The organism is Mesorhizobium sp. M4B.F.Ca.ET.203.01.1.1 (assembly GCF_004791025.1).
Taxonomy (GTDB): Bacteria; Pseudomonadota; Alphaproteobacteria; order Rhizobiales; family Rhizobiaceae; genus Mesorhizobium; species Mesorhizobium abyssinicae.
The window spans coordinates 299268-319410 of sequence record NZ_SRUO01000006.1 but is presented as its reverse complement, the minus strand read 5'-3'; the positions used below and the strand labels follow the sequence as shown (position 1 = coordinate 319410).

The 20143-nt window shown below is 65.3% G+C and carries 22 protein-coding genes and 1 pseudogene; 9 read left to right on the top strand and 14 right to left on the bottom strand.

Annotation, left to right across the window (positions count from 1 at the left end; translation table 11 throughout):
* The first annotated feature begins 625 nt into the window (after window positions 1–625).
* Entirely contained in the window at window positions 626–1660 is a 1035-nt protein-coding gene (locus EN846_RS16625) for an aspartate-semialdehyde dehydrogenase (protein ID WP_127283946.1), read from the top strand.
* A 291-nt stretch (window positions 1661–1951) separates the two neighbouring features.
* On the opposite strand, the gene EN846_RS16620 is transcribed toward EN846_RS16625, so the two are convergent.
* Window positions 1952–2359 (bottom strand): ACT domain-containing protein, encoded by a 408-nt coding sequence (locus tag EN846_RS16620; RefSeq protein ID WP_127391865.1) that lies wholly within the window; start codon window positions 2357–2359, stop codon window positions 1952–1954.
* Between the two features lie 186 nt (window positions 2360–2545).
* On the opposite strand from EN846_RS16620, the gene EN846_RS16615 reads away from it, so the two are divergent.
* The 6 genes from EN846_RS16615 (at window position 2546) to EN846_RS16590 (ending at window position 5992) form a co-directional block, all read left to right on the top strand.
* Window positions 2546–3451 (top strand): bestrophin family ion channel, encoded by a 906-nt coding sequence (locus EN846_RS16615; RefSeq protein ID WP_127391864.1) that lies wholly within the window; start codon window positions 2546–2548, stop codon window positions 3449–3451.
* A gap of 140 nt (window positions 3452–3591) precedes the next feature.
* Window positions 3592–3939 carry a metalloregulator ArsR/SmtB family transcription factor gene (locus tag EN846_RS16610; RefSeq protein WP_127283949.1) on the top strand — a complete coding sequence of 116 codons (348 nt, stop codon included), beginning with the start codon at window positions 3592–3594 and terminating at the stop codon, window positions 3937–3939.
* 55 nt (window positions 3940–3994) lie between these two features.
* Entirely contained in the window at window positions 3995–4486 is a 492-nt protein-coding gene (locus EN846_RS16605; RefSeq protein WP_135913918.1) for an SRPBCC domain-containing protein, read from the top strand.
* A 139-nt stretch (window positions 4487–4625) separates the two neighbouring features.
* Entirely contained in the window at window positions 4626–5036 is a 411-nt protein-coding gene (locus EN846_RS16600) for a DoxX family protein (RefSeq protein WP_127391862.1), read from the top strand.
* A 21-nt stretch (window positions 5037–5057) separates the two neighbouring features.
* Window positions 5058–5582, top strand: a complete 525-nt coding sequence (locus EN846_RS16595; RefSeq protein WP_127391861.1) for an SRPBCC family protein — start codon at window positions 5058–5060, stop codon at window positions 5580–5582.
* 146 nt (window positions 5583–5728) lie between these two features.
* Window positions 5729–5992 carry a glycine zipper domain-containing protein gene (locus EN846_RS16590; RefSeq protein ID WP_126086823.1) on the top strand — a complete coding sequence of 88 codons (264 nt, stop codon included), beginning with the start codon at window positions 5729–5731 and terminating at the stop codon, window positions 5990–5992.
* Window positions 5993–6063: 71 nt separating this feature from the next.
* Here EN846_RS16590 and rpsP read toward each other — a convergent pair whose 3' ends face one another.
* The 8 genes from rpsP to EN846_RS16550 form a co-directional block, all read right to left on the bottom strand.
* The gene (gene rpsP, locus EN846_RS16585; protein ID WP_127283954.1) at window positions 6064–6465 is read right to left on the bottom strand and encodes a 30S ribosomal protein S16; all 402 of its coding nucleotides are present in this window, start codon (window positions 6463–6465) and stop codon (window positions 6064–6066) included.
* A 49-nt stretch (window positions 6466–6514) separates the two neighbouring features.
* Window positions 6515–6841: a chorismate mutase gene (locus tag EN846_RS16580; protein WP_127283955.1), complete on the bottom strand. Its 327-nt coding sequence runs from the start codon at window positions 6839–6841 to the stop codon at window positions 6515–6517.
* 7 nt (window positions 6842–6848) lie between these two features.
* On the bottom strand, window positions 6849–8459 hold the full coding sequence (ffh, locus tag EN846_RS16575) for a signal recognition particle protein (protein ID WP_127283956.1): 1611 nt from the start codon (window positions 8457–8459) through the stop codon (window positions 6849–6851).
* 280 nt (window positions 8460–8739) lie between these two features.
* Window positions 8740–9681 carry a glycosyltransferase gene (locus EN846_RS16570; RefSeq protein ID WP_127391860.1) on the bottom strand — a complete coding sequence of 314 codons (942 nt, stop codon included), beginning with the start codon at window positions 9679–9681 and terminating at the stop codon, window positions 8740–8742.
* Window positions 9681–10625, bottom strand: a complete 945-nt coding sequence (locus tag EN846_RS16565) for a type II CAAX endopeptidase family protein (protein ID WP_127391859.1) — start codon at window positions 10623–10625, stop codon at window positions 9681–9683. Before EN846_RS16565 ends, EN846_RS16570 begins: the two co-directional genes overlap by 1 nt.
* A gap of 168 nt (window positions 10626–10793) precedes the next feature.
* A complete protein-coding gene (locus EN846_RS16560; RefSeq protein WP_127283959.1) occupies window positions 10794–11396 on the bottom strand; it encodes a DUF1236 domain-containing protein in 603 nt (200 codons plus the stop codon).
* Window positions 11397–11460: 64 nt separating this feature from the next.
* Complete coding sequence (locus EN846_RS16555; protein ID WP_127391858.1) at window positions 11461–12558, bottom strand: putative zinc-binding metallopeptidase; 1098 nt, start codon at window positions 12556–12558, stop codon at window positions 11461–11463.
* An 84-nt stretch (window positions 12559–12642) separates the two neighbouring features.
* Window positions 12643–13890 carry an NAD(P)/FAD-dependent oxidoreductase gene (locus EN846_RS16550; RefSeq protein WP_127391857.1) on the bottom strand — a complete coding sequence of 416 codons (1248 nt, stop codon included), beginning with the start codon at window positions 13888–13890 and terminating at the stop codon, window positions 12643–12645.
* 163 nt (window positions 13891–14053) lie between these two features.
* Here EN846_RS16550 and EN846_RS16545 point away from each other — a divergent pair, with 163 nt between their 5' ends.
* The gene (locus EN846_RS16545; protein ID WP_127283962.1) at window positions 14054–14851 is read left to right on the top strand and encodes a lytic transglycosylase domain-containing protein; all 798 of its coding nucleotides are present in this window, start codon (window positions 14054–14056) and stop codon (window positions 14849–14851) included.
* 96 nt (window positions 14852–14947) lie between these two features.
* On the opposite strand, the gene EN846_RS16540 is transcribed toward EN846_RS16545, so the two are convergent.
* From EN846_RS16540 to EN846_RS16530, 3 genes are all read right to left on the bottom strand, one after another.
* Entirely contained in the window at window positions 14948–15457 is a 510-nt protein-coding gene (locus EN846_RS16540) for a hypothetical protein (protein WP_245493321.1), read from the bottom strand.
* Between the two features lie 125 nt (window positions 15458–15582).
* The gene (locus EN846_RS16535; RefSeq protein ID WP_245493320.1) at window positions 15583–16161 is read right to left on the bottom strand and encodes a hypothetical protein; all 579 of its coding nucleotides are present in this window, start codon (window positions 16159–16161) and stop codon (window positions 15583–15585) included.
* Between the two features lie 188 nt (window positions 16162–16349).
* Window positions 16350–17573 carry an argininosuccinate synthase gene (locus EN846_RS16530; protein ID WP_127283964.1) on the bottom strand — a complete coding sequence of 408 codons (1224 nt, stop codon included), beginning with the start codon at window positions 17571–17573 and terminating at the stop codon, window positions 16350–16352.
* A gap of 185 nt (window positions 17574–17758) precedes the next feature.
* Here EN846_RS16530 and EN846_RS16525 point away from each other — a divergent pair.
* Window positions 17759–18375: pseudogene (locus EN846_RS16525) on the top strand (LysE family translocator).
* On the opposite strand, the gene EN846_RS16520 reads toward EN846_RS16525, so the two are convergent.
* Together EN846_RS16520 and rlmN are read right to left on the bottom strand one after the other, a co-directional pair.
* On the bottom strand, window positions 18347–18823 hold the full coding sequence (locus EN846_RS16520) for a hypothetical protein (RefSeq protein ID WP_127391719.1): 477 nt from the start codon (window positions 18821–18823) through the stop codon (window positions 18347–18349). The pseudogene EN846_RS16525 and the gene EN846_RS16520 overlap by 29 nt on opposite strands.
* Window positions 18820–20055 (bottom strand): 23S rRNA (adenine(2503)-C(2))-methyltransferase RlmN, encoded by a 1236-nt coding sequence (rlmN, locus tag EN846_RS16515; protein WP_127391718.1) that lies wholly within the window; start codon window positions 20053–20055, stop codon window positions 18820–18822. Before rlmN ends, EN846_RS16520 begins: the two co-directional genes overlap by 4 nt.
* Window positions 20056–20143 lie beyond the last annotated feature (88 nt).

Here is a 20143-nt window from a genome sequence, read left to right as displayed (position 1 = left end):
TTTCCAACTCACGCCTGAGCGCGGCGAGCAGGCGCTTGATGCTCTTTTGCGCCTGTCTTGCGTTGACCGTGCGGGCGCGGTTCTCTTCGGCCACGATCATCTGCACGATCTGACGCCGGCGCGTGACTGCAATAGCAGAGTCGGCAAGGGACAAGTTACAAGGATGCCGGCAGGCAGGTGAGGGGCAGCGCCAACGCTGAGTAGGGAAAGGGGCGAGGCGCCGGTCCTTACTTCCGGACGAGCCAGCTGTCGAAGTCAGCGCCGCCCCTCATCCGCCCTTCGGGCACCTTCTCCCCATAAAGTGACGGGGAGAAGGGAGAGCGCTGCCGCCAATTGACTCTTTTACCAAACCGCGTAAAAGCCCGCTTCGAACGGGATTGTCTTCGATGCGCGGCCTTCTGACGGCTCTTCTTGCCTTCGATGCCCCCAGCCACGATGCTCAGCATCGGGCCGGGCGCCTCGGCGCGCCTGCTCGTTCCAGCAAAACTACGGCCAAAACCACCACCAAAACGGTGTGATTCCCTTGGCCTAACCACCCTCTCCCGGGTTCGGCCCGGGGGACGGAACCCGCATGAGGCCGGCGGGTTTTCTCCAACAACCAAGCGGAGAGGGACAGGAGATCTTTATGAGTTTCAAGGTTGCGGTAGTCGGCGCCACGGGCAATGTAGGCCGCGAAATGCTCAACATTCTGGACGAGCGCGGCTTTCCGGTAAGCGAAGTCGTGGCGCTGGCCTCGCGGCGCAGCCAGGGCACCGAAGTGTCCTTCGGCGACCGCACGCTGAAGGTCAAGGCGCTCGACACCTACGACTTTTCCGACACCGACCTCTGCATCATGTCGGCCGGCGGCAACGTCTCCAAGGAATGGTCGCCGAAGATCGGCAAGCAGGGCTGCGTCGTCATCGATAATTCGTCTGCCTTCCGCTACGACCCGGAGGTGCCGCTGATCGTGCCGGAAGTGAACCCGGACGCGGTCGAGCAGTTCTCGCGCAAGAACATCATCGCCAATCCGAACTGCTCGACGGCGCAGCTGGTGGTGGCGATGAAGCCGCTGCATGACGCGGCGACCATCAAGCGCATCGTCGTGGCCACCTACCAGTCGGTGTCCGGCGCCGGCAAGGAAGGCATGGACGAGCTGTTCACGCAGACCCGGGCGGTCTTCGTCGCCGACCAGGTCGACGTCAAGAAGTTCACCAAGCGCATCGCCTTCAACGTCATTCCGCATATCGACGTCTTCCTCGACGACGGCTTCACCAAGGAAGAGTGGAAGATGGTGGCCGAGACCAAGAAGATGCTCGACCCCAAGATCAAGCTGACGGCGACCTGCGTGCGCGTGCCGGTGTTCATCGGCCATTCGGAAGCGGTCAACATCGAGTTCGAGAAGCCGATCACGGCGGACGAGGCGCGCGAGATCCTGCGCGAGGCGCCGGGCTGCCAGGTCTTGGACAAGCGCGAGAATGGTGGCTACATCACGCCGCTGGAATCGGCCGGCGAGGACGCCACCTTCATCTCGCGCATCCGCGAGGATTCGACCATCGACAACGGCCTGTCGATGTGGATCGTCTCCGACAATCTGCGCAAGGGCGCGGCGCTCAACGCCGTGCAGATCGCCGAGCTTTTGGTCGAGCGCGGCCTGATCCAGCCGAAGAAGAAGGCGGCCTAATCTCGCTCACGGGCCGCACCGCCGCTGCCGCGGCGGGCCCTCCGCGGGGGCGCCGGACGACCGGCGGCCCGCGGTCGCGGGCTCGGCCTGCGGCCGGTTGGTTTTCGCTCACGGGCCGCACCGCCGCTGACGCGGCGGGCCCTCCGCGGGGGCGCCGGACGACCGGCGGCCCGCAGTCGCGGGCTCGGCCTTCGGCCGGGTAGCTTCCTTCTCCCCGTTCACGGGGAGAAGGTCCCGGCAGGGGGATGAGGGGCGGCACCGGCATCTCAAGCAGGCGGCGGAGAGCCGGCGTCACAACCGATTTTGCTCCGCCAATTCCATCAACAGCACCATCGCCTCCTCCGCCCGATCCGCCGGGACGAACAGATGGTCGTGGTAAAAGGCCGAGACCGGATTGACGCCCATGCCGGCGGCGGCCAGGCGCGTGGTGATGGCGGCGAGGAAGCCGACGGCTTCCAGCGAAGAGTGGATGTTCAGCGTGATCATCCGGCAGCGGAAGATGCCGTCGATGCCGGCCGCTCTCGCCTGGTCCTCCTTCGCGATCAGCGTAAGGCCTTCCTGCTCGCGAAAGCTCATGACCGGAACGAGGCCATCCGGCATGGCCGCGCCCGGCGCCAGCGTCGCGAAGACGTGGACATCGGGAAGCAGGTGCGGTGTCATCGACGCCAACAATTTTTGCAGATCGGTTTCGCCGGTCATCTTTCCTCCCTCGGGCGGCGCGCGGTCGCCAGTCTCGCGGGCTCGCCCTCGTCATTAGACCGGCCGGATGAGCACCGGTAGCGCCAACCCGGGCGACACGGAAATGTCGCTGGCGGCCGAGCTTGCTTTGCCGGTGCATAGCACAATAGGGCCTCGGGATCGCAACCGGTCCGTCTGGGGGTTTTGATGATCGTCCGCCCGCGTCCGCGCTTCCTGCATCTGTTCTTCATCATGCGCGGCTCGGTAGTGCCGCGCATCCTGCCGCAGATCTTCGGCTTTGCCGCCTATGGCGCGCTTGTGCTGCTGGTCGTAAAAGCCCTCAAGCTCGACTTCGGCAATGCCGGCACGGCACCCTTCGCGCTGCTCGGCGTGGCGCTGTCGATCTATCTCGGCTTCCGCAACAACGCCGCCTACGACCGCTGGTGGGAGGCGCGCAAGCTGTGGGGCCAGCTCGTCTTCGACATCCGCAACCTGGCGCGCGCCTCGACCGGCCTGATCGATGACCGGGCCGAGCTGCGCGGCCTGTTGATGGAGGCGATCGCGTTCTGCCATTTCCTGCGCGGGTCGCTCAGGCGGGTGGACGCCGCGCCGGACGCGCGCGGCTTCATCGGTGATGAGGTCGAAGCCGTGGCCAAGGCCGTCAATGCCCCCGACGCCATGCTGCGCCGCATGGGCGCGCGCGTTGCCGGGCTGCGCAAGTCCGGCGCCATCGATACGATCGGCTACCGCATCCTCGACGAGCGCCTGTCGGAGATCGCCGCGGCGCAGGCCGGCTGCGAGCGCATCGCCGGAACGCCGTTGCCCTTCGCCTACACGCTGCTCCTGCAGCGCACCGCCTACGTCTTCTGCCTGCTGCTGCCGTTCGGGCTGGCCGCGCCCGCCGGCTGGGCGACGCCGTTGTTCACGGCGCTCATCGCCTATACCTTCTTCGGCCTCGACGCGCTGTCGGAGGAGCTCGAGGATCCCTTCGGCACCCAGCCCAACGACCTTGCGCTCGATGGCCTTTGCCGCGTCTGCGAAATCTCGGTGTTCGAGGCGCTCGGCGAGCCGGCGCCGAAGATGATCCCGGCCGAACGGTTCTACTTCTCCTGAGGCCACCAGGAGCCTTGCCGTCCGGTTTGCGATCCGGATGGGGCGCTGCCCGCATTCCCCCTCGATACCGCGCCGCTTGACTCGGCCGGCGGCCTCTCGTATAGAACCAAAAGGTTATATAACCATCTGGTTCAATAAATATGACGACCGATAGCCTCAGCCTGACCCTCGCGGCCCTTGCCGATCCGACCCGACGCGCCATCCTGGCGCGGCTGGCGCTCGGCGAGGCCTCGGTTACGCAGCTGGCCGAGCCGTTTGCCATGAGCTTTCCGGCGGTGTCGAAGCACCTCAAGGTGCTCGAGCGCGCCGGTCTGGTCGCGCGCGGCCGCGACGCCCAGTTTCGGCCGCGCCGCTTGCAGCCGGAACCATTGCGCGAGATCGACGAGTGGCTGGAGTCCTATCGCGCGCTGTGGGACGCCCGCTTCGACCGGCTGGAGACCTATCTGCAGGGTCTGCAGGCCGGTGAGCCCGGCGGAGGTCGAAATTGAAGCCGGCTAACCAGTTTGCGACCGACGCGCGGCAGCACAATCCAGAGAGGGAAACGTGACGGATCAGAGCATCGACACACCATCCGATGACCCGGTGATCATCATCACCCGGACCTTCGATGCGCCTCGCGCGCTGATGTTCAAGCTGTTCACCGATCCATACCATCTGGTGCGGTTCTGGGGACCGGAAGGCTCGACCTATCCGGTCTGCGAGATGGATGTGCGGCCGGGCGGGCAATTCCGCCTGACCATGCGCTTTGCCGACGGCAGCGAGTATCCGACCAACAGCGTCTATCTGGAAATCGCTCCGCCAGAGCGGATCGTCTATCGCGACGCGCCACTCGACCGCCGCCAGTGGCAGGACACCCTGCCGCCGCCCAACATGGTGACGACCATCCTGTTCGAGGATGCCGGCGGCAAGACGCGGATCGTCGCCAGCATCCGCGCCAATTCGATCGCTGCCCGCGACATGGCGGTGAAGATGGGCTTCGGCCAGATGGTCATGGCGAGCTACGCGCGGCTGGAAGCCTATCTCAAGACACTCTGAACGAGGGTGTGATCACGCGCGCCCGCGCGCCGTTTGCGAAAAAGATACCGGGACGTGTCGGACCGTCGACCTGTCCGGCGTCCTTGGTTCGAGCCCTGGCAAAGATGGCCAGCGCCCAGGATCCCAGGAGGGAACGTCAATGAGCATTACGCAAACCGCGCCCGTCTTGTCGGGCGCCCAGTGGACCGGCCGCGCGCTCAGCGCCATCATCGTGCTGTTCATGATCTTCGACGGCGTCATCAAGCTGCCGCCCATGGATATCGTCACCCAGACCATGACGCAGCTCGGCTGGCCAGCCGATCCCAATTCCGCGCGCCTGCTCGGCGTCATCGGGCTGGTCTCGACCGCGCTCTATGCGCTGCCGCGCACTTCGGTGCTCGGGGCCATCCTGCTCACCGCCTATATGGGTGGCGCCATCGCCACCCATGTGCGCATCGGCAGCCCACTGTTCTCGCACATACTGTTCGGCGTCTATCTCGGCATCATCCTGTGGGGCGGTCTGTTCCTGCGCGACCCGAGGGTGCGCGCCCTGCTTTCGTTCACCCGCTAAGCCATTGGAAGGATAGGCACAATGCTTACAGCCGTCGTCATCATCCTGGTCATAATCGCCGCCGTGCTCATCTATGCCGCGACCCGGCCGAACGATTTCGTCGTCAGCCGCTCGGCCAGCATCGCGGCGCCGTCGGAAGCGATCTTTCCACTGATCAACGACTTCAGGCGCTGGCCCGAATGGTCGCCTTACGAAAAACTCGACCCGGACATGAAGCGCACGCTGTCCGGCGCCGAAAGCGGCAAGGGCGCCGCCTATGCCTGGGAAGGCAACGGCAAGGCAGGCGTCGGGCGGATGGAGATCACCAGCTCGGTTCCGTCGTCGCTGGTGGCGCTGAAGCTCGATTTCGAGAAGCCGTTTCGGGCCAGCAACATAGTCGACTTCACCCTGACGCCGTCCGGCGAAACCACGACGGTCACCTGGGCGATGCGCGGCGGCCGGCCGTTCGTCGCCAAGCTGATGGGCCTGTTCATGAATTTCGACACGCTGATCGGCAAGGATTTCGAGACCGGGCTCGGCAATCTGAAGCGCGTGACCGAACGGTGAAACGATAATAATTTCAATGGCATCCAGGTGAGGTGAGGAGCCCTGCGCCGGCGCTGGCATCGGCAATCTTCGATGTCCTCGGGATCAAATTAGCCGTCCGAGAGTTAACGGGATGGCGGCGAGGACGGCGTGTGAGAGGAACGACAATGAAGAAAGCGATGATCATCCTGGCGTTGGCGACGGCACTCGGTGCCTGCTCGCAGACGGAAAAGGGTGCCGCAGTCGGCGGCCTGGGCGGCGCGGCCGTAGGTGCCGCCGTGGCAAATGACCCGGTGGAAGGCGCTGTGGTCGGTGGTGCTGTCGGCGCCGTCGCGGGCGCGCTGATCGGTCGTGCCAGCGAACCGGACCGCTGCCGCTACCGCGATCGCTACGGGCGCGTCTACATCGCCCGTTGCCCGCAAGGCTACTGATCCCTCCCGGGACGCCTGAAACAAGAACGGCGGGCAAAGCCCGCCGTTTTCGTTAACCGATTCGGGCCGGATTACTCGGCCGTGGCGGCTTCCGCCTCGGCCGGCGCGGCGGCTGCCGCCGCGACAGCGGCGGCGGCATCTTCCTGCGCCTTCTTCAGCAGGGCGGCGCGCTCCTGCGCCTTCTTGCCTGGCTCGGCCTTCTGCGGGTTCGAGCGGGCGGGGCGCTTGGCGAGGCCGGCCTCGTCGAGGAAGCGCAGAACGCGGTCGGTGGGCTGGGCGCCGTGCGAGAGCCAGTGCTTGACGCGCTCGGCGTCAACCTTGACGCGCTCGCCGTCCTTCGGCAGCAGCGGGTTCCACGAGCCGAGCGACTCGATGAAACGGCCGTCGCGCGGCGAACGCGCGTCGGCGACGACGACGTGGTAGTAAGGACGCTTCTTCGAGCCCGCGCGGGCCAGTCTGATCTTCAGTGCCATTGTTTTCTCCTAAAAAGCTCTGATTTCGTTTGATGGTCTGGGTTGGGTTTCAACCGGTTTTCGTCACGCCGTTGGATGCGGCGATCTGTTCGTGATGACGGATCACTTCGCGGACGACGAAGTTGAGGAATTTTTCCGCGAAATCGGGATCGAGATGCGCATCCTTCGCCAGTTGGCGAAGGCGGGCGATCTGCTGCTGCTCGCGCGCCGGATCGGCCGGCGGCAGGCCATGCTCGGCCTTCAGCACGCCCACCGCCTTGGTGCAGCGGAAGCGCTCGGCCAGCATGTGGATGAGGGCCGCGTCGATATTGTCGATCGATGCGCGGTAGCCGGCCAGGATGTTGCGAGCGTCGGCCATGTCCTTGTCTTCGTTCATGGTGCCCTCACTTCTTCTTGCCAAGGCCCGGCAGGCCGCCGCCACCGAGGCCAGGAAGGCCGGGCAGCTTCATGCCGCCGGGAAGACCAGGCAGGCCGCCGCCGGGAAGACCGCCGGGCAAGCCGCCCGGTAGGCCCTTGCCGAGACCGGCCGCCTGCGCCTGCTTCTGCAGGGCTTCGAGCTGCTTGGGGTCCATCTTGGAGAGGTCAGGCATACCGCCGCCCATTAGGCCTCCGGGGCCGCCCGGCATCATGCCGCCAAGGCCCATCTTCGAGGCGAGGCCGCCCATCATGCCGCGCATCAGGCCACCGCCTTTGCCCTTGCCGCCCATCGCCTTCATCATGTCGGCCATGCCGCGATGCATCTTCAACAGCTTGTTGATCTCGGCCGCGTCGGTGCCGGAGCCGGCGGCGATGCGCTTCTTGCGCGAGTGCTTGAGGATGTCTGGATTGGCGCGCTCGGCCTTGGTCATCGAGGAGATGATGGCAAGCTGACGGCCGAACATCCTGTCGTCGAGGCCGGCCGCGGCCATCTGGTCCTTCATCTTGCCCATGCCGGGCATCATGCCCATGATGCCGCCCATGCCGCCCATTTTCGACATCTGCTGAAGCTGCTGGGCGAGGTCGTTGAGGTCGAACTTGCCCGACTGCATCTTCCTGGCCATCGCCGCCGCCTGCTCGGCGTCGATGTTCTCGGCGGCCTTCTCGACCAGGCTGACGATGTCGCCCATGCCGAGGATGCGGTCGGCGATGCGCTTGGGGTGGAATTCCTCCAACCCGTCCATCTTTTCGCCGGTGCCGATCAGCTTGATCGGCTTGCCGGTGACTGCGCGCATCGAGAGCGCCGCGCCGCCGCGGCCGTCGCCGTCCATGCGGGTCAGCACCAGGCCGGTGATGCCGACGCGCTCGTCGAAGCTTTTCGCCAGGTTGACGGCGTCCTGACCGGTCAGCGAATCGGCGACCAACAGGATCTCGTGCGGCGACGACACCTTCTTGATGTCGGCCATCTCGACCATCAGCGGCTCGTCGATATGGGTGCGGCCGGCGGTGTCGAGGATGACGACGTCGTGGCCGCCGAGCTTGGCGGCCTGCACGGCGCGCCGGGCGATGTCGACCGGGCTCTGGCCGGCGATGATCGGCAGCGTGGCGACCTTGGTCTGCTCGCCGAGCTGGCGCAACTGCTCCTGCGCGGCAGGGCGCCGCGTGTCGAGCGAAGCCATCAGGACCTTCTTGTTCTGGCGCTCGGTCAGGCGCTTGGCGATCTTGGCCGAGGTCGTCGTCTTGCCGGAGCCCTGCAAGCCGACCATCATGACGACGACGGGCGCCGGCGCGTTGAGATCGACGGCTACGCCTTCGGCGCCCAGCATCTCGACCAACTCGTCATGGACGATCTTGACGACCATCTGGCCGGGCTTGATCGACTTCAGCACCGCGGCGCCAACGGCCTTCTCACGCACCCTGTCGGTGAAGGAACGCACCACTTCCAGCGCCACGTCGGCCTCGAGCAACGCGCGGCGCACCTCGCGCAACGCCGCCGAGACATCCGCTTCGGACAGCGCGCCGCGGCCCGTCAGGCCATTCAGGATGGAGCCAAGACGCTCCTGAAGGGATTCAAACATCTGCGGTCCTTGATCTCGGTGGGTTCGACCGAGAGGTAGTGCGTTCGCGCCGGGTCGCCAAGCAAAGCCCAAAGCCAAAAAGCACCCGGGGGCGCATTGCGCTGCCGGGTGTTGGCCTCCAGGATCTCTTTACAGCTTCTGCCTCAAAGAGGTTTCGGCGTCCTGGTCGGCTTCGCGAGGGAAACTCGTCGCGGAATTCGTGCTGCTCTAGACAGGAAATCGCCCGCTGAGTCAAGGCTGAGGCCGGTTCAACGGCCAAAACGTCGCGCGCGGCACGTTCTCAGGGCAGGCTTTCGCCGTCGAGGATGCGCGCATAGAGGTCGAGATAGCCCTTTGCTGTCCTCGACATGGGAAACCGGTCTGCGGCGGACTCGCGGCACCGTTGGGGTGAAAGCGCGGCGATATTGACGAAAGCCTGCGCGAACTCGGCATCCGTGTCGAAAAGGCGCCCGGTGTCGGCGTCGACGATCTCAGGCAGGGCGCCGCGCGATGTCGTCAGCACCGGCGTTCCGCACAGCATCGCCTCGACAGGCGCCATGCCGAACGGCTCTTCCCAGGCGATCGGATTGAGGAAGGCTTTTGCCTCGCCTAGCAGGCGCAGTTTCTCGTCGCCGCCGACGATGCCGTGAAAGCGATAGCGGCCGCCAAGGCTCTTGAAGAAGACGCCCTGGCGCCGCACCTGGCTGCGCGTCAGCAGGCGCCAGCGCGAGCCGCCGGCAATGTCGAGCGCGAAATCGAATGCCTTGGCAAGGTCGACGGCGCGGTTGAGGTTCTTGCCGGCGCGGGCGATGCCGGCGAGGAACAGTAGGCGGTCGCTCTTTGTCGCCGCGAGCCGGTACTCGTCGACCGGAAAGCCGTTATGGACGAAGGTCTCGCGGCCGTGGTTGCGGGCGTGGCTGGCGCTGACGAAGCTCCAGTTCGGGTGCAACCTCGGGGACTGCGGCGAAAAACCGTGCTCGGTGTTGAGGGTCGCAAAGGGCACCTCGATATACCGGCCGTTGAAATGGACGATGTCGGTATCCTGGGGGATGGCAGCGCGGCACTCGGCCCGCGACGCCGCCGGCCGCACCTCGCAAAGCGGATGGCTGGAGCCGGGCGCGGCGATGAGGACCACCCTGTGCCCGAGCCGCGCCAGTTCCGTCGCCAGCCAGTCGACCTGGCGTTCCGTGCCACCATAGCCTTTGCAGGGGATCGCCCCTTCCACCACCAGCGTGACGCGCATCAGGCCGGCCTGACCCTTAGCGGCGAGCGCGGGTGCAGCAGAAGCACTGCCGTCAGCAGGCTGCTGACGATGCCGATCGCCGCGATGAGGACCGCATCGATCCCGGTCCAACCGGGACCCTCCAGCGGCCTGGCGTTGAACAGGGCGAAGGAATTGTAGCTTTCCTGATGCGAGATCAGCAGGAAGCCGGTCAGATTGTTGCCGAGATGGGCGCCGAATGCCACGCCCAGATTGCCGGTGGCGTAGACCAGAAGCGTCAGCACCAGCGCGAAGCTGGCGATCGAGACCAGCACGCAGGCATTGATGGCGAGCGTCGAGCTCGCGCTCCAGTGCAGCGCGCTGAACAGCAGCAGCGGCAGCCCTGCCCAGATCAGCGGGTTGCTGAACCGGTTGGCGAGGCCGCGCAGGAGATAGCCGCGAAACAGCGCCTCCTCGGACGAGGTCTGCAGCAATGCGAGCAGCACAATCGGGACCAGGAAAAGCAGCCAGGTCGACGGGCCGATCGCGCCGCGCGCGATCTCGGGCTGCAACCAGTAAAGCAGGATTTCGGAGAGTAGCGAGGTGATCAGCACCGCGATCAGGCCCTTGAGGAAGCCCGGCCAGGAAACGCGGCTGCTGTCCCCGATCAGCGCCGCCAGCGGCTCGCGATGCACGAAGCGCATGGCAAACCAGAGGCCGATCCAGATGCCGGCGAAGGAGACCAGGGCGGTGAGGATGCCCTCGGGCGAAGCCAGGAAGTCCTGGACCGGGCCACCGGCTGCCGGGCCGGCGCCGGTCGAAACCCGCCAGACGACAAAGGCATAGGTGCCGCCGAGCAGCACCGCCAGGGTCGTCGCCATCCAGAACAGCACGACGATGGCGGTTCCAAACAGGAGGCGGAGCGGGGTTGTCCTGGCGTTCGGCGAGCGCCGGTAGCGCTCGAACGCGGCTTTGTCGATGATCACGCGGTTTCCCTCAGCCGAACGCAAGCGCCGAACGCGTCCGGGTCCGCCTGATCTATGGGATCGGCGCTTTGCGCGCAATCATCCTCGCCACGGTTTGGGCTCGTGGTTTCGCATCTGTGAAGAGGGGCAAGCGGCCGCCGTCATGCGGCCGCTTGCTGTCGGCATTTGTCAGCGCATGACGTAGACGATGCGCCGCGTGCCGGGATCGACCAGCGCCGGCTGGTTGTTCACATAGACATAGCGGTAGTCGTAATCGGGGATTTCGCGCAGCTCGACGCTGTCGGGCAGGGTCGCGCCGGTCACCACCTCGCCGTCGAGATAGACCGGATCGAGCCGGTGCGTGCTGACATAGGTGCCGACTTCGGCCGGCGGCCGCGCGATCGGATCGAGTGGCTCGTCGCCCGACACGATGGCGCCGGTATAGCTGTCCGAGTAGAGTTCGTCGGTCGGCGCCTCGACGACGGCAATGCCGGCATCCGCCGGGCGCCGTGTCAGCACGACCGCGTTGCCGCCGAAATCGGCCGTCACATAGTCGGAATAGACCCAGCCCTGGCCGTTGGCCTCGGCGATGGTGCACCATTTGCTGTTGGCGATACAGCCCTGGAGCGTCGCCGACTGGCCGGCGGCCAGCACGCCGATGACCGGATATTGCGGGCCGGGACCGGCGCGCACATTAAGGTCTGTGACGGCCGAAACCGCGGTCTCGGCCAGGGCCGCACCCGACATGGCGACGAGCGCTCCAGCGATGGCGGGAAACAGTAAGGTTTTCATGGATTTCACTCCGTTTTCATGCTCCCTCGCGGACGAAAACGAAGCCGAGCCTTATGCGTTCCGGCTAAAATGCTTCTGCCGGCTCACGAATTGTTCCGTTTTCTTGCGGCAGGCCGGCCAGCAGTGCATGGACGAAGCCGAGCTTATGCGCCGTCACGCCCGAGATGACGAAGGGGTAGAGGTCGGGCAGGCCCATGCAGCGGTTGATCGAGTTGGATGCTTCCGACAGCACCAGCCAGCGGTCAAGGATCCTTTCGAAAGGCTCGGGTTCGTTCCTTGGCTCGGCGGGCGCCGCCAGCAGCTCGCCGCCGGTGTCGCCGCGCGGCAGGGCGTCGGCATCGACCGTCTCCAGCCGGCCGAGCGGAAAGTTCAGCGCATGCACCATCTCCAGCGTGTCGGTGATGTGCAGATAGTGCGCGAAGGTCTCGGCCCAATCCTCCCATGGATGCGACGTTGCATAGGCCGAGATGTGAGCCTGCTGCCAGTCCGGCGCCGCGCCATTGGCATAGTAGGCCGTCAGCGCCTGTTCGTAGCCGGCGCGCTCGTCGCCGAACAGGGCGCGGAAAGCGGCAAGCCTTTGCGGGTCGTCACGGATCAGCCGGTCCCAATAATAATGGCCGAGCTCGTGGCGGAAATGGCCGAGCAGCGTGCGATAGTTCTCGCCCATCGCGACACGCCGGCGCTCGCGTTCGGCCGAATCCGCCTCGGCGACGTTGAGCGTGATCAGGCCATTGTCGTGGCCGGTGAGGATGCGCTCGCCGCCGGGGCCGCCGCCGATCGGATCGGCAAGGAAATCGAAGGCAAGGCCGGCCTCGTCGCCGGGGCACTGCTTGGGCGCGACCGGCAGGCCGAAGGCGAGCAGCGAATAGATGGCGCGTTTCTTGGCAGCCTCGACGCGGATCCACCGCCGGCGGTTGCCGTCGACGGACAGGTTCGGAATGAGCTGGTTCAACGAGCAGGCGCGGCAAAAGGCCTGGCCTGGCTCCGTCCGCCAGTTGCAGGCGCATTCGTCGGCATTGGTGCAGTGGTAGGCGCCATCAACGTCCGACAGCGTGAAACGCGACAGCTGCGGATCGTAAAGCACGAGGCTGGCGCAGTTCAGGCACTGGGCGTTCTCGAAATAGAGGCGGTGGCCGCAATGCGGGCAGTCGAACAGCTTCATCTTGCACTCAAACCCATCAGCGCCAGCATATAGGGCGGGATCGCGCCCCACCCAAACGCCCGGTCGCGACCAGGCGTTCCAGCGCTATTTGGCCGCAAGCACGGCCGCCACCTGCCGCGCCACGCTCTCGCCCGACAGCCGGGCGCCGCCGCAGGTCTGGATCAGCGGTCCCGCCAGATGCTCGCCGGCGAAGAAGATCTTGTCCGCCACCGGCTGCATCAGCGTGGCGCGCGCCTCCGACCGCCCGGGCCGCGCCGCGGCATAGGCACCGCGCACGTAACGCTCGCCGCCCCAGTTGGTCATCATGGCGCGCCCGACATGCTTGCGGGTGTCGGCGCCGAAAATGTCGCACAGCCGGTCGACGACGAAGTCGATGCCCGCCGCCTCGCCGGCCGCCGACATCTCCCAGGCGAAGTCGCCGCCGACGAAGCCGACCATCAGATCGAGGTCGAAGGGAAAGCAGAGGAAATAGATATCGTGCCTGGCCAGCCGCTCGATCAGCAGGTCGTCAAAGGGCTGCAGGCCAAGCCTGGTTGCGCTCACCTCGACCGGCAGTTTGGTCAGCATGCCCATCGGCAGATCGAAGAAGGCGGAAAAATGCGCGTCGGGAAGGGCCGGCGAGAAGGCGATCTCCTCGAAGGCGAGCACCGCCGGCGAGGCGGTGACGATGACCGCCCTGGCGCGAACGGTGCCGCGATCGGTGACGCAGGCGACATCCGGTCCGTTCCAGAAGATCCGGCGCACCGGGGTCGACAGCTCGACCGGCACATCGGCACCGAAACGGGCGACCAGCGCGCCGAACCCTTCCTTGCTGAAATAATTCGGGTCGAGGTCGGCGGCGGCCTGGAAATCGCGGATCGAGATCTCGTCCTCGTCGGCGCCGAAATCCATCGGACCGGCAAAGGTGGCTGCGGCGCGCGGCGCCTGGCCCCTGGCGAGCAGCGCCGAAAGCCGGTCGTCGTCGCCTTCCTCGACCTTATGCGTGGCGAGCAGCTCGAACAGCCGCGCGTCGGCGGCCTTCATCTCGGCCTCTTCCGCCTCGCTCGCCTTGCGCTGGGGGTAATAGAGATGGTCGACGTTCATATCGTGATGGTGCAGCGTCCAGCCGGCGGCCTGCGCCTCGGGAAAATAGGGATTGCGGTCCGCGGCATGCAGCCAGGCGCAGCCAATGTCGAAGGGGGCGCCGAAATGCCGGTCGCTGGTCCAGGCGCGGCCGCCGATGCGGTCCATCGCTTCCAATAGCTTGAAGGAGACGCCAGCGGCGCGCAGGGTTTTCGCGGCTGAGAGCCCGGCCGAGCCGGCGCCGATGATCACAACATCAACATCATCCATATGTATCGAGCCCCTCCGCCACAATAAATACTTGATCGTAGGCAAATTCCGCTTCATTCGCCAGCATCGAGCAACCAGTGCAGCCGCGGGGGCGGTGACAACCGGGCGTTTCACTGGCAAATTCGCAACCGGGACGTGATTCAGGCAATCAGGAGAGAACGAGATGGCATTTCTTGCCAAGGGAAAGATTTTTGCGGCCGCGGTGATGGCAGTGCTTGCGCTGGCGACGGGCGCGCAGGCGGCTGGCAGCTGTGGCAAGAACAGCGCCGGCTTCGACGCCTGGAAGCAGGACTTTGCCGCACAGGCCCAGGCCGAAGGTGTCGGCTCGAGGGGTCTGGCCGCTCTGGCAGGCGCGACCTACGCGACAAGGACCATCTCCGCCGACCGCGCCATCCACAAGGCGTTCAGCGGCTCGGTGGAAGATTTCATGAAGCGCCGCGGCGGGGCCGCGATCATTTCAAAGGGCCGTTCGCTGAAGAAGTCGAACGCGGCGCTGTTCGACAAGATCGAATCGACCTACGGCGTGCCGCCCGGCGTGCTGCTCGCCATCTGGGGCATGGAGACCGGCTTCGGCGCCTCCATGGGCAACCAGAACACGGTGTCCGCCATTTTGACGCTTACCTATGACTGCCGCCGCCCGGACTATTTCTACCCGCATGCCATTGCGGCGCTGAAGCTGGTCGATCGCGGAACGTTGACCTCAGCTTCCGTGGGCGCCATGCATGGCGAAATCGGCCACACGCAGTTCCTGCCCGGAAACGTCCTGAAGTACGGCGTCGGCAACGGCAACCTGCGCGACAGGAATACCGCGCTCGCTTCCACCGCCAACTACCTCAAGGGCCATGGCTGGCGGGCCGGCGCGAGCTATCAGGCGAATATGGGCGCCATTGCCGGCTGGAACTCGGCCAGCGTCTACCAGCAGGCCATTGCCCGCATCGCGGAAGCGATCGACGGCAATTGATGCCATCTCCACTCGACAGAAAAGCCCGGCCATGTGCCGAGCTTTTTGTTTATGGAGCAGGTGAAGCCCAGACGCTCGGAACGACCAGATTCGCTCTCAGTAATGCGCGTAGCCGCTCAACGGGCATTTCTGGGAAATCGGAACCTGGAAGCTGCCGTCAATGCCGCTGCAGTTGCGGAATTTGGACGACCGCGGCGCCGTAGCCGCCTTTGAGCTGGCTTTAGTGTCCATTTTGGTCGGCTCGTCGGAATGCGCATAGCCGCTCACCGGGCATTTCCGGGAAAGGGGAACCTGGAAGGGGCCGTCAAATCCGCTGCAGGTACGGAACTTGGACGACCGCGGCGCCGTAGCCGCCTTTGACCTGCCCTTGGTGTCCATTTTGGTCGGTTCGTCGGAATGCGCATAGCCGCTCACCGGACATTTCCGGGAAACGGGAACCTGGAAGGGGCCGTCAAATCCGCTGCAGGTACGGAACTTGGACGTCGGTGCCGCCAGGGCTTGCCAGGACTGGCATCCGCCGAAGATGACTGCCGCTGAAAGCAAGAGAAAAATACCGTTCTTCATCGTCGAAGTCCCTCCATAGCTAGGATCAGGCTCAAAGCCCAATCACTCGGTCTCAATAATGCGCGTAGCCGCTCAATGGGCATTTCTGGGAATCGGGAACCTGGAAGGGGCGGAGGAGCCGCCCTTGGCCTGCCCTCGATCTCCAGCGGGACTCCGGCAACTTACGATTAGCCGCCGCCCAAGGGGCATTTCCGGGAAGCGGGAACCTCGAAGGTGCCGGTGAAAACATTTGAGCAGGTATGGAATCTGGCGTTCCGCGGCGCTGAGGTGGCCACGCTTGACCTGGCCTTAATCTCCCTTTCGGACGGCTGCTCGAAATGCCCGTAGCCGCCCGGCGGGCATTTCCGGGAGGCGGGAACCTGGAAGATGCCGTCTCTCCCGGTGCAATTACGGAAGTTGGACGTCCGCGGCGCCGGGGTTTTCGTAACCGCAGCCGGCTTTGGCTTGCCCTTGAGGACCATCCAGATTTCGGTCGGCTGGTCGAGCTGCAGGTTGTTGACATCGGAATAGGTGATGCGGCCGCTGCGCACGCCGGCGGCAAGGCGTTCGCAGAACAGGGCCGGCATGCGCTCCAGCGACACACCCATGAAACCGGCGATATCGTGCTTGAGCGTGATGTTCCATGCGCGGGCTTCGGCGATGCAGCCGTCCAGATCCGGCTTGGCCTCACGCTTCGCGGCCTGTGAGGCCTGGCACGCCGCGAAAGCGATAGCCGTCGCAAGCAGAACAGAAATAGCTTTTTTCACTGTCAAAACCCCGCCGATCCCGCGGCGGAACTTAGATGAAGCTGCCGAAAGGTCAAACGGGAACTTAGTCCGGTCGCTCTTATTTCCCTTATATTAGGAGATGGAAATAAAAAACCCGGCGTGTCCACCGGGTTTCTTGGTCGTTTCTGCCTTCGCGGGGACCGGCACAGCGTCCCGCAGCAACTATGTCAGCCCTTGCGCGTGCGCGCCGCGAGCGTCCTCAGCCGGAGCGCATTGAGGCGGATGAAGCCGGCGGCGTCCTTCTGGTCGTAGGCGCCGCGGTCGTCCTCGAAGGTGACCAGCGCGTCGGAATAGAGCGTCTTCTTCGACTTGCGGCCGGTGACCATCACATTGCCCTTGTAGAGCTTCAGCCGCACAGTGCCTTCGACATCCTCCTGGCTCTTGTCGATCATCGCCTGCAGCATCAGCCGCTCCGGCGAGAACCAGAAGCCGTTGTAGATCAGCTCGGCATAGCGCGGCATGAACTCGTCCTTGAGGTGGGCGGCACCGCGGTCGAGCGTGATCGATTCGATGGCGCGGTGGGCGGCGATAAGGATGGTGCCGCCGGGCGTTTCGTAGACGCCGCGCGATTTCATGCCGACGAAGCGGTTCTCGACCAGGTCGAGCCGGCCGATGCCGTTGTCGCGGCCGAGGTCGTTGAGCGCGGCCAGCATCGTCGCCGGCGACAGCTTCTTGCCGTTCAGCGCAATCGGGTCGCCCTTGAGGAACTCGATCTCGATCTCGGTGACCTTGTCCGGCGCGTCCATCGGCGAGACGGTGCGCTGGTGGACGAATTCCGGCGGTTCCGTCCACGGATCCTCCAGCACCTTGCCCTCCGAGGAGGAGTGCAGCAGGTTGGCGTCGACCGAGAACGGCGCATCGCCGCGCTTGTCCTTCGGCACGGGAATCTGGTGCTGTTCGGCGAAGTTCAGCAGGTCGGTGCGCGACTTGAAGGACCAGTCGCGCCACGGCGCGATGACCTTGATGTCGGGGTTAAGCGCGTAAGCCGACAGCTCGAAACGGACCTGGTCGTTGCCCTTGCCGGTAGCGCCGTGGGCAATCGCGTCGGCGCCGGTTTCCTTTGCGATCTCGACGAGGTGCTTGGAGATCAGCGGCCGGGCGATCGAGGTGCCGAGCAGGTAGGTGCCTTCATAGACGGCATTGGCGCGGAACATCGGGAAGACGAAGTCGGCGACGAATTCCTCGCGCACGTCGACGATGCGGATGTCCTTGATGCCCATCAGCTCGGCCTTGCGGCGGGCCGGCTCCAGCTCGCCGCCCTGGCCTAGGTCGGCGGTGAAGGTGACGACTTCGGCGCCGAGCTCGGTCTGCAGCCATTTCAGGATGATGGAGGTGTCGAGGCCGCCGGAATAGGCGAGCACGACTTTCTTCACGCTTTTGGTCTTGGACATTTTTGGCGGTTCCGCGGGAAAGGTTTCGCGGGCGAGGTATCACGGCGTTTCCGGGCTGCGCAAGAGACGAACCGGCCTTTGATGCCAGCAAGGGCTGGACCAGACGCCGCGCCGGTCAGCCGCTGGCGAAGCTGAAATGGCTGCGTTATAGGCTCCGCGATCCTTCTCTGGGGCGCGCGCGACCGATGTCCTTCCTTCCCGACGCAACGACGCTGATCCAGTTCGCCATCGCCACGGTGATCCTGGCGATCACGCCGGGGCCCGACATGACGCTGTTCGTGTCGAGGACGCTGAGCCAGGGCCGCGCCACCGGTTTTGCCTCGATGGCAGGGGCGCTCTGCGGCACGCTGATCCACACCACACTGGTGGCGGTCGGGGTCTCGGCGCTGATCGTCGCCTCGCCGATGGCCTTTTTCGTCCTGAAAATCTTCGGCGCCGGTTATCTGGTCTTTCTGGCGTGGCAAGCGGTCAGCAAGGGCTCGGCCTTCTCGCCGGAGAAGAAGGCCGGCCCGCGTATCTCGCTGTTCCGCAGCTGGGCGGCCGGGCTCGGCGTCAATTTGCTCAACCCGAAGATCATCCTGTTCTTCATGACGTTTTTGCCGCAGTTCGTCTCCGCGCACGACCCGAACGCGCCCGGAAAGCTGTTCTTCCTCGGCGTCATGTTCATCGTGCTGTGCTGGCGGCGGAAAGATTTTCGGCGGCGATGAGGGCAAGCCCCCGCGTGATGCGGGTGGTCGACTATCTGTTCGGCGGCGTGTTCTCGGCCTTCGCGCTCAAGATCCTGACGGCCCAGGCGAAATAGGCTGGGTCTCGCGCCAGCTGCCGGCCCAGCGACCGGCGGCGAGCCAGTAGAAGATGCCGCCGACCATGCCGGAGCCGATCACCGCCAGGATGGCGCTGGTATCGGTGATGACGAAGTCGGGATCGCCGCTCTGGCGGACGAAACCGAGGAAGGCCGCGGCGACGCCGCCGCCGGCGATCGCATAGAACAGCCAGTCGCGCCGTCCGAGGATCTCGGCGGCGACGATGACGACCGCCGCCGGCATGAAGGCGAAATAGGCGACGAACAACGCCACGAAGGGGATCGAGAAATAGAGCGAGGCGGTCGCCGTCGGGTGGGCCTGGTCGGGCGTATAGCCGAGCGAGCCCAGGAACAGGATGTTGAGGAAGGCGCTGGCCGCCAACGAGGCGGCGATGTAGCCGACCAGGATGACAGCGAAGCGGATGAGGTAGGCGACGAAGCGGCTCACGCCTCGCCGTGCCCCGCGATCATCATCGCTTCCAGCGCCAGCCGGTCGACCTTGCGCATGCGCTCCGATTCCGACTTCAACTGGCCGCAGGCGGCGAGGATGTCACGGCCGCGCGGGGTGCGGATCGGCGAGGCGTAGCCGGCATTGTTGATGTAGTCGGCGAATTTCTCGATCGTCTCCCAGTCCGAGCACTGGTAGTTGGTGCCCGGCCACGGGTTGAACGGGATCAGGTTGATCTTGGCCGGGATGCCCTTCAAGAGCCTGACCAGCGCCTTGGCGTCGTCGAGGGAATCGTTGACGTCCTTCAGCATCACATATTCGAAGGTGATGCGCCTGGCGTTGGAGAGGCCGGGATAGGCGCGGCAGGCGGCGATCAGCTCCTTCAGCGGATACTTCTTGTTGATCGGCACCAAAAGGTCGCGCAGATCGTCATTGGTGGCATGCAGCGAGATCGCCAGCATGACGCCGATCTCCTCGCCGGTGCGGAAGATTTCCGGCACGACGCCGGAGGTCGACAGCGTGATCCGGCGCTTCGACAGTGACAGGCCGTCGCCGTCGGAGGCGATCAGCAGCGCCTTCTTCACCGCCTCGAAATTATAGAGCGGCTCGCCCATGCCCATCATGACGATGTTGGACACTTTTCTGCCCTCGGCCGGCACGATGGCGCCGTCGGGCGTGTCGCGGTCGGGGAAGTCGCCGAGGCGGTCGCGGGCGGTGAGCAGCTGCGCCAGGATCTCTTCCGTAGTCAGGTTTCGCACCAGCTTCTGCGTGCCGGTGTGGCAGAACGAGCAGGTCAGCGTGCAGCCGACCTGCGAGGAGATGCAGAGCGTGCCGCGGCCTTCCTCGGGGATATAGACGGTCTCGATCTCGACCGGGCGGCCGGCGCCGCGCGGCGGAAAGCGGAACAGCCATTTGCGGGTGCCGTCGGCGGAGATCTGCTCCTCGACGATCTCGGGCCGCGCGACGGTGAAATGCCTGTCGAGTTCGGCGCGCAGATCCTTGGAGATGTTGAACATGCCGGAAAAGTCGGAGACGCCGCGCACATACATCCAGTGCCAGAGCTGCTGGGCGCGCATTTTCGCCTGGCGCTCCGGCACGATGCCGGCCTCGACGAGGGCGGCGCCGAGCTCAGCCCGGGTGAGGCCGATCAGCGTCGGCTTTTCGGCCGGCGTGGCGCGGGCACGCAAGGCGTCGCGCGCGCCTTCGGCGGTAAGATCAAGTGAAAGGGTCATGGTTGCGCCAATATAAGCGGTTTGCGGCCGATTTCAGCATCGTGCCCGAAATGAAGCGCGGCGCATAGCACAGGTTCGGAGCGGAGTC

Coding starts and splice junctions, on each gene's coding strand:
- EN846_RS16625 (WP_127283946.1), top strand. CDS start 626: ATGAGTTTCAAGGTTGCGGTAGTCGGCGCCACGGGCAATGTAGGCCGC.
- EN846_RS16620 (WP_127391865.1), bottom strand. CDS start 2,359: ATGACCGGCGAAACCGATCTGCAAAAATTGTTGGCGTCGATGACACCG.
- EN846_RS16615 (WP_127391864.1), top strand. CDS start 2,546: ATGATCGTCCGCCCGCGTCCGCGCTTCCTGCATCTGTTCTTCATCATG.
- EN846_RS16610 (WP_127283949.1), top strand. CDS start 3,592: ATGACGACCGATAGCCTCAGCCTGACCCTCGCGGCCCTTGCCGATCCG.
- EN846_RS16600 (WP_127391862.1), top strand. CDS start 4,626: ATGAGCATTACGCAAACCGCGCCCGTCTTGTCGGGCGCCCAGTGGACC.
- EN846_RS16595 (WP_127391861.1), top strand. CDS start 5,058: ATGCTTACAGCCGTCGTCATCATCCTGGTCATAATCGCCGCCGTGCTC.
- EN846_RS16590 (WP_126086823.1), top strand. CDS start 5,729: ATGAAGAAAGCGATGATCATCCTGGCGTTGGCGACGGCACTCGGTGCC.
- rpsP (WP_127283954.1), bottom strand. CDS start 6,465: ATGGCACTGAAGATCAGACTGGCCCGCGCGGGCTCGAAGAAGCGTCCT.
- EN846_RS16580 (WP_127283955.1), bottom strand. CDS start 6,841: ATGAACGAAGACAAGGACATGGCCGACGCTCGCAACATCCTGGCCGGC.
- ffh (WP_127283956.1), bottom strand. CDS start 8,459: ATGTTTGAATCCCTTCAGGAGCGTCTTGGCTCCATCCTGAATGGCCTG.
- EN846_RS16570 (WP_127391860.1), bottom strand. CDS start 9,681: ATGCGCGTCACGCTGGTGGTGGAAGGGGCGATCCCCTGCAAAGGCTAT.
- EN846_RS16560 (WP_127283959.1), bottom strand. CDS start 11,396: ATGAAAACCTTACTGTTTCCCGCCATCGCTGGAGCGCTCGTCGCCATG.
- EN846_RS16555 (WP_127391858.1), bottom strand. CDS start 12,558: ATGAAGCTGTTCGACTGCCCGCATTGCGGCCACCGCCTCTATTTCGAG.
- EN846_RS16550 (WP_127391857.1), bottom strand. CDS start 13,890: ATGGATGATGTTGATGTTGTGATCATCGGCGCCGGCTCGGCCGGGCTC.
- EN846_RS16545 (WP_127283962.1), top strand. CDS start 14,054: ATGGCATTTCTTGCCAAGGGAAAGATTTTTGCGGCCGCGGTGATGGCA.
- EN846_RS16530 (WP_127283964.1), bottom strand. CDS start 17,573: ATGTCCAAGACCAAAAGCGTGAAGAAAGTCGTGCTCGCCTATTCCGGC.
- rlmN (WP_127391718.1), bottom strand. CDS start 20,055: ATGACCCTTTCACTTGATCTTACCGCCGAAGGCGCGCGCGACGCCTTG.